Here is a 12,936-nt window from a genome sequence, read left to right as displayed (position 1 = left end):
AATGAGTCGTGGCCTAATGGCCGCGGCTTTTTCCACAATGGAAGGAGAGTGAAGCGTGATGAACATAGGCTGGCGAGAGCATCCCAAACGATGGATCATCTTGTTAATCGCTGTGTGTTGTATCGGTGTAGGAATCTGGCTTAGCCTCAATCGAAGTGAACAACCCGTTCCGCCACCGGTTGCGGAGAAGCAGGCAGAGGCAGAAGCAGAAGTATGGTTAACCACGGGAGATCAGCAAAATCTGCTTACACCACAGAAGCCCATTCCAATTACAGATCAACATGATGCAGACACAAGCTCTTCAGATTCTACAACGCCGGAGTCTGAACCTTCCCCGTCGGAGTTTACCATACAGATTGATTCGGACAAGACCTATCAGACCATGGATGGTTTCGGCGCAGCGATGACGGGTTCATCTGCGCATCTAATCAACCAGCTTCCAGAGGAACAGCAAGAACAACTATTAAAGGACCTGTTCTCGACGGAAGGGTTGAACATGGATATGGTGCGTCATACGATAGGTGCCTCCGATTATTCAGTGGATGAATCAGGTGAGGCTTCAAGTTATACCTATGATGATATCGAGTCCGGCACGGATTATGACATGGAACACTTTTCGATTGAAAAGGATCAGGAAGTTGTGAATATGCTGGAGCGTGTGACTGGGCTGAAACCGGATCTTAAAGTGTTGGGTACCCCGTGGACGGCCCCTGCATGGATGAAATATGGGGAGAAGACGACTAACGGCTGGTATCTGGATTACAACGATCCCCAGGTGTATGAAGCGTACGCGAGATATTTTGTGAAATATATTGAAGCTTATCAGGCGAAGGGCATTCCCATCTACGGAATAACGTTGCAAAATGAACCGGAGTTCACCTCGGATAAATATCCGAGTATGAGTATGGGAGCCGAAGAACAAGCCATGTTCATTCGGGATTATCTTGGCCCGGCGCTACAGGATGCGGGACTGGATACGCGAATCATCGCGTATGACCATAACTGGGATCAGGCGGTCGAATATACCAGCAAGGTGCTCGGTGATGAGCAGGCTGCTGCCTATATCGATGGATCTGCTTTTCACTGTTATGCAGGTGATCCATCTGCCATGTCGGAAGTGCATGAGAGCTTCCCGGACAAAAATATCTATTTTACCGAATGTAGTGGTGGGGAGTGGAGTCCTGATTTTGGCGAGAATCTGAGCTGGCAGATGTCCAATCTCATCATTGGTGCACCTCGCAACTGGGCGAAGAATGTGCTGCTCTGGAACATTGCACTCGATCCGCAAGGTGGACCCACGAACGGCGGCTGCGAGAACTGCCGTGGGGTTGTGACGATTGACCCGGAGAATAATGAAATCACTAGGAATGTCGAGTATTATGCGTTAGGTCACATCAGCCGTTATGTGCGCCCGGGAGCTGTAAGAGTGGATTCCACGCAAGAACAGGGTCAGATCGAGAACGTAGCCTTCCGCAATTCGGATGGAACGATGGTGCTGGTTGCGGCTAACACGGGTGAGGCTGAAGTTTCCTTTGATGTAGTCATGGATGGTGATTCGTTTAGATATGTACTGCCTTCCCAATCGGCAGCAACCTTCCGCTGGAATCCGAAAACGGGGGTAGAGCGTTGACTCAAGATTGGAAATTATGGATACAGATTGAATGATGGACATGGTAAAATATACGTAGAGTTATTTCAAATTTGATGTGTTAAATAAGTCCGATCTCAGGATCGGGCTTGTACATAGCCTTTTACTTTTACTAGAAAAGGGAGAATACATTGGACATGATAATCGTTGCATATCGGGAACAGGATCATGACAAGTTGGTCGAGATCTGGGAGAGTGCTGTTCGGGCAACACATACGTTTTTGGAAGAGCATCACATTCAGTTCTATCAACAAGTGGTGAGCCCTTCAAAATCAAAGGTCGTCACCTCAAGGTAGATGTCAATGAGCAGAATAGTGGAGCAACCCGATTCTATCAAAAGATGGGATTGGTACAGATAGGGCGGTCCGAGTTGGATAGTTCCGGTCATCCGTTTCCGCTATTGCATCTGGAGATCATATAGGAACTGGTTGAGAGAGAGCGTCATTGGTTGACCACAGGATGTTAATGAACACGCAGAGGAGTGTACAGGATGACACAGATCAAGGTGACACCGGAACAACTGGAGAAGGTCAGTGGGCAGTTTGCTCAGGCGCATCAGCAATTATCGGGATTCATGTCCACATTGGATAGCAAGATGAGTGTCATGCGCAGCAACTGGGATGGCATGGAGCGGGAGCGTTTTTACAGCGATTATTCAACGGCTCAAGGCACAATGAAATCTGTTCTGGAACTGGTTCTGTCCATCCAATCAGAGCTAAAGAAGATTGCCGAGCGTTTTCGTACAACAGATGAAGATGCAGTGAGCAAGGCGCTTATGGCGGCTTTGACCGCTGCACAGACGATTACAACCATGGGTAAACAAAAAGGCGATGTTCTAGGCAAAACGTCAGGCCCACCGAAAAACATGGATGAATGGGATGAGAAGGATGCCGAGAAATACCAAAACTATGAGGAAATGCTGAAGAAAGCCAAAGAGATGGGTGACGAAGAACTGGCGCAGCAGATTCAGGCCAGCATGAACATCATTCGGCTTCAGTATGAAGATGTAATCTATCAGACTGACCCCAATACGGGCAAGACGGTGAAAATTACCGAGGATTCCATCGTGGGTACGTATCAGGTGAAAAGCGACAAGGGCGAAACGACCACCATCAGTCTGGATAAACAGGGCAATGTGGTGGACTATAGCAAGGATACGGAAAAGTATAAGTATTCGGAGCAAACGCACACAACCAGTCAAGGCGAGCATCTCTTTGGCAAAGTGGCACAAACGGCTACAGCTTACGGCATTGGTCTGCTGCTCACAAGCAAGACGGGCTCTGCCTTCACCGAACATGCGACAGGACTCGGTTCATCCCTCGTCGCGGACAAGTTCCTGTTCTCTGTGCCGGAAGAAGGCGAGACACGTACGATGATCTACCGTACCAATAAGGAAACGGGCAAAATGGAAAATATGATCGTGGTCACGCGCGGCGACAACGAAATTGAATATACTCCGTGGCGGGATTACTTCTAAGCCACGGATGGGATTGGCATCCGTGAGCCTGCCCGAAGAGAAACACCCCGGCAATCTTCTCCCTGAGATGGGAAGATTGCTGGGGTGTTTATGGTTTGGCTTACCGAGCAGCCACGGTCGATGGACCGGGCTGTAAGGAAATCTTTTTTTGCCAAAGATTAATGTGTCTCTTCATCCAGAAACGGTTTGTTCACCGCATAATACATAAAGCCCATCAGCAGCACACCGCCCACCAGATTACCCAAAGTCACGGGAACCAGGTTATGAATCACGCCTTCAAATGAGATCGTCCCCGGATGGTTCAGCACGAGCGCAATTGCGAACGTACACATATTAGCGATGCTGTGCTCATATCCCGAGATGAAGAAGCAGAACACAAAGAGCATCATGGCAAACATTTTCGCTCCATTCTCCTTCATGAACATCGGCACAAAGAACGCCATACATACGAGCCAGTTACACAATATCCCCCGGAAAAAGAGCTGCATGGTCGGAACTTCCATCTTGTGTTCCACCACGCTTAACAGAAACCCATTCACCTCAGACGAGTCGAACAATCCCGTCAGGTAGATTAACAGGGCAAATACGGCTGCGCCCATCAGGTTACCGCTATAACTCGCAATCCACAGCTTGACCACTTCGAACCAGCGAAGTTTCTTGCGCAGCGCTGCATACGTGTAATAGAACGTATTGCCTGTGAACAGGTCACCGCCACCGTACGCGATCAGAATGATGGCTGCGCCAAACGTAATTGCTGCCATAGGATAGGTGAAAGGGGACTGCTCCATATAAAAGAAGTTACCTGTCTTAAACGCCACGATGACGCCGAATCCGATAAACATACTGGCCAGCATAGAGCGTGCAAGGTACCTGATTAAGCTTTGTTTATAAATCTTGTGTTTCTTCAGGGCTAGTTGTTCCACGTTGCGTAGAGCTTCCGTTTCCATAATTATCCTCCAGTGTGTTATGAGTGAACTAAGTTTTCTACATTATAACTGTATTTTGATTTGAGGGTTTACAGAATTTTGAAAATTGAATATAGTAAAAAATAAAAAAACCTTTTTATGTATAAAAATCTTCTTTATTCCATGTAATTTACATTAAATGTACCGTTGATTTCAAGAACCGATACGACAGAAACTTAACTCCTGCACATCCTGCGTCTATTTACTCTCAAACTCTTCCAATGAATGCAATGAGCTGAATCATTCTAACAGTCACCAGCCCTGAAAGTGAGGTGCTTCAGCATACAAACAAATCACAAGCTCTCTTACCCTTTAACCGTTGAAGTGTTTTCAACCGAAAGATTCTCCGATCAAGCCGAGATTACACGGTCTTGGGCAGCGATTGGTGTTCAGGTTCAGTGGATTTGGAGGTTGATACCGGAACTTCCGTCGATTCGGATTCTAGGCAAGGAAATTCGCATTGACAAAGCAACATTAATCCATTCAAGAGAAGGGGCAGTTCAGATCATTCTTTGCGAAGCCATATCTAACAATGGACAAGCTGTACAAGAAGTCATTCTCGATGAATTTTTTTATGATGCCGAATGGAGAAATCGTATTTTACTAAGTGGAGAACGTATTCTTGAGAATCTCGATAGAAGCGAACTTGGAAATATTTTAGCCCATGTCATTTCAGGAGTGAACTACATGGGTACCCGTACGAATACCGCTGAGCAGCGATACAGCTTGTACAATCCAGGCAAGCTGTTGCTCACCCCATCTCAGCAATTGATGGCGCGTGATCGTATTTTGTTTGAGTTTCAATCTCCGCCAGTTCAGCAACGGGGAAGGATATTATGGATTTTTGCTAATCCATATACGGACCTGATAGCAGGTCCGTATGGTCTGGATATATTGAACGGCATTAGCCGTGAACATGGGTATCAGACGCGGCTGGTGAATCCTTTTTTGGAATATCTTGAACCGGAGCAGGGGTTGAAGGAGATCATCAGGGATTTTGAACCTGATCTGATAGGGCTCTCTCTTCGCAATATGGATGATGCTCTAATCATTCACAGTCTGGATGGAGATTCGAACGCTGTGGATACTCAGGATTTGCTGAGAAGTGTTCGAACATTGGTGGAAGGGGGCATAAGAGGATACGATGGACCTGTAATCATGGGAGGAGCTGCATTCGGCACGGCGCCTAAACTGCTGCTTGACTATTTCGGACTGCATTATGGTGTTATCGGAGCCGCGGATGAGGCGATTGGTCAGTTGTGTTCCATGTGGAGACCCTGTGATGTTCACGAGAAGGAACATCGTTGGCAAGCTGGTTTTCATAATATATGGAGGAATTTACCTGGTGCAGTCTGGACGGAAGGCAACGAATTTCATCATTGTCCTGCGAGTACATCCCGTGTACTCGATCAGTCCTCAAGAATACGCAGAACCTTGCCATATACCCTGATGAATCGAAAAGAATGGATGCCTGAACCGGTAAGAGGTGCTCAGGGCTGTGCGTTAGGCTGCAGCTACTGTTTGGAATCGGTGAATCGTAAAGTCATGAGTTGGCGTAGCGTGGAAGACGTCGTGGATGAAATGGAATTCTCGTTACTGCATTACGGGATACAGGTGTTTCATCTTGCGGATTCTGAAGCGAACCTGCCCTTTCGGAGGCTTACCGATCTTGCCAAGGAGATTCTTCGTCGTGGGCTTGAAAAATATATTCTGTGGACGGCTTATCTAAATGTCAAACCGTTTGATACGTCAGCGATTCCTTTATTGATTTCTGCCGGATTATACCGATTCAAGTTCGCCATTGACCATTTTCACAATAATATGTTAACCAGCTATAACAAAAATTTTCGTGAAAAGGATATTGAAGTGTTGCTTGACAAGTTTCAGCCGTTTTTGAATCAAACGCAGTTTTATGCAGGAATATTGTTGGGTGGACCGGGCGAGAACGAAGAGACTTTGAATTACGCTGCACGCAGAATGCAGGATTATACGGCTAGAGGGTTTACATTCTATTACAACGTAGGTGTGAGAATTTATCCAGGAACCCCTTATGCTGAGCTATGGAAAAAAAGTCGGGATAAGCAGGGCTATTACGGTCCAGGACAAGCGGATGAAGCTTTATCCCCGCTGGTCTACTGTGCCCCTGAAAGTCCTAGAGTGCTGGCAGCAAAACTGGAGAAACGGTTTGAAGATGATCCTAACGTATTTCGCATGAATCAGGAAAGAGTTCCATTGGTTGGCTACGAAGCTTATCGAAAATATCTCGTCGCTTGGCAAGCCTGGCTTGTTGGCAGGGAGGAAGAGGCCGCCTCTATTTTGGACAGTATCCCAAACTTGAGCCTGCTGAAGAAGGGTGAGGCATTGCGCCGATTACTGCGAATGCGTTCTCGTAACCTTAATAAACACCAAATGAACTAGAGGGGAGATACGGATATGAAAGTCTGTCTGGTTAGGCCGCTATTATCGTCAAATGCGTTTAACGGATATCCGCTGAATCTGCTTATTCTGGCTTCAGCCATCCGGGAAAAGGGGCATGTCCCGGTCATATGTGATTATGATTTTTACAAGGAGATCGATCCCAGTTGGATATCTGAGCCGTTTGCAGTCCGGGCTGCGGAAGATATTCTTGCCCATGAGCCGGATATGGTAGGAATTACGGCAATGTGCAGCAATTATGTACTGGCTGTGGAACTCGCTGGTGAGATTAAGCGCAAGGCTCCACATGTACATATTACATTTGGAGGACCCCACGTATCTTTATGTCCCGTCGAGACTCTGGACAGCTTTAAGGCTGTTGACTCTTGTGTCGTTGGAGAAGGAGAGGTAACATTCCCTGAGTTGTTGGATGCACTTGAACATCACGCAGACTTGGAGGGTATACAGGGAGTTCATTATCGCGATGACCAGGGGAACGCAATAAGCAACGGACCCCGCCCACTTATTAAGGATATTATGTTATCGCCTCGTCCTGCTTATGATTTGATTGATATGAGAGCATATATCGAGCATGCTGAAGATATTTACATGCAGGTATACGCAGGTTCGGGTTGTCCTTTCGACTGTTCCTTCTGTTCTACAAGCATCGTATGGGAACGTAAGTATCGTGTCATGGGTGCTGAGCGAGTTGTTAACGAAATTGAGTATCTGCATCGCACGTATGGCGTCACTCATTTTAATCTGGTACACGACAATTTATCTTCCAATAAACCCTATATTCACGGGATAGCGGAACAGATACTCGAACGAGGGCTTGATATTCGTTGGGGATTCTCCTCACGGATTGATACATTGGATGAAAAAACATGCAGGATCGCCAGTGCGGCTGGCTGCAACTATATATTTTTTGGCGTGGAGAGCGCTTCGGAGCATATCCAGCACACGATGGGTAAGCGTCTCAAAATTTCTAAAATTCATCAGACCATCCGAAATTGCCTTGAACATGGCATCATGCCGACGACCTCATTCATTCTCGGCTTTCCAGAGGAACAGCAGGAGGACATTGAAGCTACCATTCGGCTTGCTTTTGCCTGCAAAGTTGTTGGGGCATGGCGTTCGTTCATTAATCTGTTAAGTCCGTACACAGGCACGCGGTTAATGAGAAATTCTGAAAAACTGGTCCTGGACTGGGAAAACGTTAATACGTCGATGGTCATTTTTCTTGAGGATCAGCATAAAAAAGAGATTGAAAAAAATCCGCTTATCTATGCCAACTTTTACTTCCTCGATTACTCCCGTTCCTATATGCAGGAAGGAGGATACTCCAATATCGTTGATTTTTACACCATGTGTCTCTTCAAATATCCGTATACCATCCATTATCTAATTAACGATCTGCAGCTCTCACCACTCGATATCTATGAGTTCTTCCGTGAACAGGTGACGAAGCTTACTCCAGCCCAACGGGACCAACTGGACATTCAGATTACGGAGGAAGATTTGATTGGATTGGCAGGGGAACATTACGCCTACAATCTGGTGAGCTGCCTTAGGTACGATCAATCCATTGTTTTTGCCTCCAAAGCCGGATACGAGGGCCAGGTTTTATATAAAGGTTCGCTGTATTTACCGGATGACATCGCACCAAATCTGCTGGAACAAGAAGTGATTTTGCCAGGTATACGTTACTTTCTTCATGAGAACAAAAAGGGACATTTGGCCACATACGAGCTAACTCCACAGCAATTCGCTGCGTTTGAGCAGAAGGACCTGTCTGTGTATTACCCGGAGAGATGGGAAATGAATGTGGATCTATCCTATCAGGATGGAGGAAAACGTCATGCTTAATCCGGTAATCAATCCGCGCAAGTCTCTGCTCAAATTCGATTTTCAATTACCTGTGTACAACTGGTACTATCCATTTCCAAATGAAGAGGATACCGTGATAGATACTACCGAAGCTTTGGAAGCGATGCCCCCTTCATCCACCCAAGGCCGGAGGGCGCTGTACTTTCATATCCCATTCTGTGACACGCTGTGTACATTCTGTCCTTTCTTTCGGTCAAGTCACTACACAGCCCAGGAAAAGACGGATGCGTATATGGATGCACTCATTCGTGAGATGAAATGGAAGGCGTCTTTTTCCGGTATTGGTCAAGTTCCCGTAGATGTCATATCCGTCGGTGGAGGAACACCATCCGTGTTGACTGTAGAGCAAATTCTGCGCTTCGGAGAGGCGCTGCATGGTCTATTTGACCTGTCCCGGTTACAGGAGTTCACCTTTGAGCTGGAAGTTAAAAGTGTGACAAGGGACAAGCTGCAAGCGATGAAAAGCATTGGTGTGAACCGAGTAAGCTTCGGCATACAAACATTTCATCCGGTGTATCGCCAGGTGTTCAATATAACATCTACCGTGGAGCAGGTGCGCGAGGTTGCCCGGATGGCTATGGATATATTTTCATACGTTAATGTGGATATGATCTTTGGTTTAGCTGGTCAGAGCCTCGATGATTTGCTGAAAGAAGCAGATCAGGCGATGTCGCTGAACACAACAACCATTGATTTTTATCCATTAAACTACATGTCAGCCAGTCTTAAGATGCATCGATTGTTCAAAGAAAACCATTTGCAGCCCTTATCACCAGCGACCAAGATCAGTTACCGAATGTTTCTGGATGAGTATATGCGTGCCAAAGGATATATTCCGATTAACGGGTACAGTTATACGCTCGATCGCAAATCGCACAGTCAACGTGTGTTGATCGATCGTGATCCGATTTTCAAATATCATGATCTGCTCTATGGATATGAAACGGATGAGGTTATCGGTTTTGGAGCCAGTGCTGTAACACAGACCCTTCATTTCAGTTCCTACAACTCAAATACCCTCAAAATTTACATGGAAGAGACGTACCAGGATCCCTTACAGCTGTCTCCACTGACACTTGGCAATAAGGAATGTCCCGAAAAAGGGATCGTTTATTTTCCTTATCGCGGCGTGCTGGATAAATCCAGAATTGACTGGGAACGGGTACCAGGCGAGACGTTGGAGGCACTGTCGCTTGCTGTAGCAGAAGGGTTGGTCGAAGAGACGGATAATCAGTATGAACTGACTCCGGCGGGATGGCTGTCCTATGTCAATTTGGTTTATTACTTAACCCCAGACTCGGGAAAAAGGTGGCTAAATGAGCGTATAGAACAGCGCATTGCCGAAGGTAGAGAGCGGGATGAAGTCCAACTATATGAATCGGTTCAGGAAGGGGTTGTAGCAAAATGAATATGATTTGGTGGGAGGATATGGTACTGGAAGGTGAGCGAAAAACGCTACATTTCCTGACACAGGTACCTCCATTAACGCTGGACCCCATGGAATCTTTTGATATCGTGACACGAAATGTGGTATCCAATCTCCATGAGGGGTTGGTTACACAAGAGCCGCGTACCCTTGAACCGCAGCCTGGCATTGCTTATTCTTGGGATGTCATAGAGCCTGGGGCAAGTTATCTGTTTTATTTACGGACGAACGCACGCTTCTCAGACGGGGAGCCGATTCTGGCGGACGACATCATCTTTTCCATTCAACGCATTGGACAGTTTCAGGGAAGTGAATTGGTCGCTACCCCAGGTGTGAACCCCAGAACGGTGAGGTTGGATATCTCTCCACCAGTGCAAGGGATTTTGGATCATCTAGCAACACCGCCTTTCTCCATTGTTTCACGTTCTGTTGTGGAAAACTATGGTTTTGCTCCAGATCATTTGGTTAGCTCAGGTCCATTCAGACTTAAGAAGGTGGGAGCATCAAGCATCAAGCACCCCTCGATCAAGTTACTGGAACGAAATCCCTACTACTGGGATCAGAAGGCTGTCAGGATTGATCAGGTGGCCTATATTCCAATTATGGATGCCGATGAGAGATTGCGTGTATTTCAAACCCGTTATTCTGCCGCAGGCAAGCGACTATACTATTTTCTTAATCATGGACCTGTGATGCGATATGAAGAATTGAAAAATAACCCTGAGCTTCAACCTGCACCAGTACATGCAACCATTGTGCTTACGCCCAACTTCAGTGTCACGCCTCTAGGGGATGTGCGTGTTAGACGCGCCCTCTCTCTGGCAATTTCCCGTCAGCGGATGTTGACGGTCCTTCCCCATGTACAGGTGGCCGATGCATTAGTACCTCGGGATATGCGTGATTATCCTGAACCAAGAAAAATGCTTCAAGAGGATGAATCTGAGGCAAGACGCCTCATGGCTGAAGCGGGGTACCCGGGAGGGCAACATTTTCCCGAACTCACATTAACATTGTTTGATCATGATTATCAGGAGCGGATGATTTTATATCTAATAGAAGATTTTAAGCGTGTTCTGGGTATTAAGGTGAAGTGCCGCAGGCTTCCTTGGAGTGAATATTTATTGCGACTGGAGTCTAGGGATTACGAATTGCTGTATGAGACGTGGCATGCAGATGTCCCCGATCCTGGTGCCTTCCTGATTCCTTTATCGACAGATCATCCGTTTAATACGCCGGGGTACGCCAATTCAGAATTTGATCACCTGATGTTACTCTCCCTGGACGAGGTGGAAGTTCAACAACGAACAAAGCATTACCTGAAAGCAGAGTGGCTTTTGCTTGATGATATGGCTGTCATTCCATTATTGTACGACTCCCATTTTGTAATGATCGATGAAGGTGTAAAAGGAGCCCATTTAAATAAGGCCGCTGTTCTGCCACTTAAAAATATTGAACTTCTATCATGAAAGGAGGTGAGAACGATATGTCGAAAGTATTAAATACAACTCAAGTAGAAGAGGTTGTGCAACAACCAGTGGAAGAAACGGTAGAAGCTGTACTGGATAGCGAAAAAGTAACCGATACATCTGCACTTACACCTAAACGCCTGACCCGCGTTGTTACAAGCCGAGTTGTATCAGAATGGTAATTATTATGTGTTTGAGCGAGTAAAGCATGGAACGGGCTGTCTTTCACGAGAGAGCCCGTTCTGTTATTACAGCATCCAACACCTTACATAGGAGGCATCACATAGTATGAAAAACAAGACAGGCTTCAGGCAAGTCTTGCGTAATCGGAACTATATGCTGTTATGGATAGGGCAGACCGTCTCCCAGATTGGGGATGCCGTGACGCTGGTGGCGCTGCCCCTGCTGGTCTATGAATTAACACAGTCCGTTATGGGGCTGACGCTGACATTTATTATCGAAGCCATCCCCTGGATTGTGGTGGGGCCAATCGCAGGTGTATTTATAGACCGGATGAACCGTTTTGTTCTGTTGGTAGCAACTGATATCTTGCGTATGCTGCTCATCGGTGTAGTCTTTTTTACCGATCACGTCGGTGTAATCTATGGTATTGCTTTTCTGATGCAGGCCATGGCAGCAATTAATACACCTGTACGTTCCTCGATCATACCGGATTTACTGGATAAGGAGCTGTACGTCAAAGCTATTGGCATGTCTCATACAACTTTTCAGACTGTGCAGGTAATTGGTCCGCTGGTGGCGGCTGCAATTCTGTCGATGACCGGCGGCCCCCGACCAGTATTTCTGTTAGACAGTTTAACCTTCATGCTCTGTGTAGGAGCGGCCATTATGATGAAAATCCCTCCCCGAACCGCTCAGGTCGAGCAGCGGAAAGATGGGCGTACGGCAGAACCCCCTCTGGTTACCTTTGGGCAGATGTTCAAAGTAGGTGCATCGTTTCTTTTTACGAATCGAGTGATGCGCTATGTGACTAGCATTAATCTGCTAAAGTCGGTTGTGCAATCGCTGGTGCTGGTTGGGACACTGCTCTATGTGAAGAGTACGATGGATCTCACTGCGAGCCAAGGAGATCGTATCTACAGTTTGGCGGTTGCAGCGATGGCGATCGGGGTCATCTCGGGCACGATCCTTATTACTGCTTTTGAGAAAAGAGTCCAGCGCCGTTATCTAATTACAGGCGGACTTTTTCTTCAAGGCGTAATACTGATCATGATGCAGTTTCATCCGCAGACTATCTGGTTACTCATCCTGCTGCTAATCGCTGGACTCGGGGCGAGCGGAGCGATGGCTCCTTTATCTGCATACTACGCAGAAACGACGCCGAATGAAATTCGGGGCCGAGTGTATTCTGTGACCAATTCAATGCTTCGTATCGCCGGGATGGCAGCTTATGTGCTCGCCGGTCCTGTAGGGGAATGGTACGGACCAGAAACCTTGTTCCTTGTAGTATCCGTGTTGCTGCTTGTAGGTATGCCGATCTTGACGCTATGGCTGAACGGATTATATGTACTGGCACCGAAGCCGTGCATTCCTGTTGAATCCCCTGTCCGGGATACGCACGCCTCACAGGGATGAAGAGAGGAGGAGCAGTTAATCCACTGGCGTTACTTTTGTATTTCATGAGTCTA

General features: G+C 46.8%; 10 protein-coding genes. 9 read left to right on the top strand and 1 reads right to left on the bottom strand.

Translation table 11 applies throughout. From position 1 onward, the window contains the following. Positions 1 to 58: 58 nt before the first annotated feature. From FS628_RS09760 to FS628_RS09750, 3 genes are all read left to right on the top strand, one after another. A complete protein-coding gene (locus FS628_RS09760; RefSeq protein ID WP_145321513.1) occupies positions 59 to 1,630 on the top strand; it encodes a glycoside hydrolase family 30 protein in 1,572 nt (523 codons plus the stop codon). A 155-nt stretch (positions 1,631 to 1,785) separates the two neighbouring features. Continuing rightward, a complete protein-coding gene (locus FS628_RS33450) occupies positions 1,786 to 1,944 on the top strand; it encodes a hypothetical protein (protein WP_440131254.1) in 159 nt (52 codons plus the stop codon). Positions 1,945 to 2,138: 194 nt separating this feature from the next. Further along, positions 2,139 to 3,125: a WXG100 family type VII secretion target gene (locus FS628_RS09750; protein ID WP_145321217.1), complete on the top strand. Its 987-nt coding sequence runs from the start codon at positions 2,139 to 2,141 to the stop codon at positions 3,123 to 3,125. Positions 3,126 to 3,283: 158 nt separating this feature from the next. On the opposite strand, the gene FS628_RS09745 is transcribed toward FS628_RS09750, so the two are convergent. Further along, positions 3,284 to 4,072, bottom strand: a complete 789-nt coding sequence (locus FS628_RS09745; RefSeq protein ID WP_145321215.1) for a formate/nitrite transporter family protein — start codon at positions 4,070 to 4,072, stop codon at positions 3,284 to 3,286. Positions 4,073 to 4,414: 342 nt separating this feature from the next. Between FS628_RS09745 and FS628_RS09740 the strand changes: the two genes are divergently transcribed. From FS628_RS09740 to FS628_RS09720, 6 genes are all read left to right on the top strand, one after another. After that, positions 4,415 to 6,508, top strand: coding sequence for a B12-binding domain-containing radical SAM protein (locus FS628_RS09740; RefSeq protein WP_222125205.1), 2,094 nt, complete (start codon positions 4,415 to 4,417; stop codon positions 6,506 to 6,508). A gap of 15 nt (positions 6,509 to 6,523) precedes the next feature. Further along, positions 6,524 to 8,374, top strand: coding sequence for a B12-binding domain-containing radical SAM protein (locus tag FS628_RS09735; protein ID WP_145321212.1), 1,851 nt, complete (start codon positions 6,524 to 6,526; stop codon positions 8,372 to 8,374). Continuing rightward, entirely contained in the window at positions 8,367 to 9,803 is a 1,437-nt protein-coding gene (locus tag FS628_RS09730) for a coproporphyrinogen-III oxidase family protein (RefSeq protein ID WP_186327759.1), read from the top strand. Before FS628_RS09735 ends, FS628_RS09730 begins: the two co-directional genes overlap by 8 nt. Further along, positions 9,800 to 11,287 carry a peptide ABC transporter substrate-binding protein gene (locus FS628_RS09725; protein WP_145321209.1) on the top strand — a complete coding sequence of 496 codons (1,488 nt, stop codon included), beginning with the start codon at positions 9,800 to 9,802 and terminating at the stop codon, positions 11,285 to 11,287. The genes FS628_RS09730 and FS628_RS09725 overlap by 4 nt, the downstream gene beginning before the upstream one ends. Before the next feature lie 17 nt (positions 11,288 to 11,304). Then, positions 11,305 to 11,469 carry a hypothetical protein gene (locus tag FS628_RS31325; protein ID WP_186327758.1) on the top strand — a complete coding sequence of 55 codons (165 nt, stop codon included), beginning with the start codon at positions 11,305 to 11,307 and terminating at the stop codon, positions 11,467 to 11,469. A gap of 106 nt (positions 11,470 to 11,575) precedes the next feature. After that, the gene (locus FS628_RS09720) at positions 11,576 to 12,883 is read left to right on the top strand and encodes an MFS transporter (protein WP_145321207.1); all 1,308 of its coding nucleotides are present in this window, start codon (positions 11,576 to 11,578) and stop codon (positions 12,881 to 12,883) included. The last annotated feature ends 53 nt before the right edge of the window (positions 12,884 to 12,936 follow it).

It is taken from the genome of Paenibacillus xylanexedens (genome assembly GCF_007676705.1).
Taxonomy (GTDB): Bacteria; Bacillota; Bacilli; order Paenibacillales; family Paenibacillaceae; genus Paenibacillus; species Paenibacillus xylanexedens_C.
The sequence above is the reverse complement of the archived record's forward strand: the minus strand, read 5'-3'. Positions and strand labels throughout refer to the sequence as shown.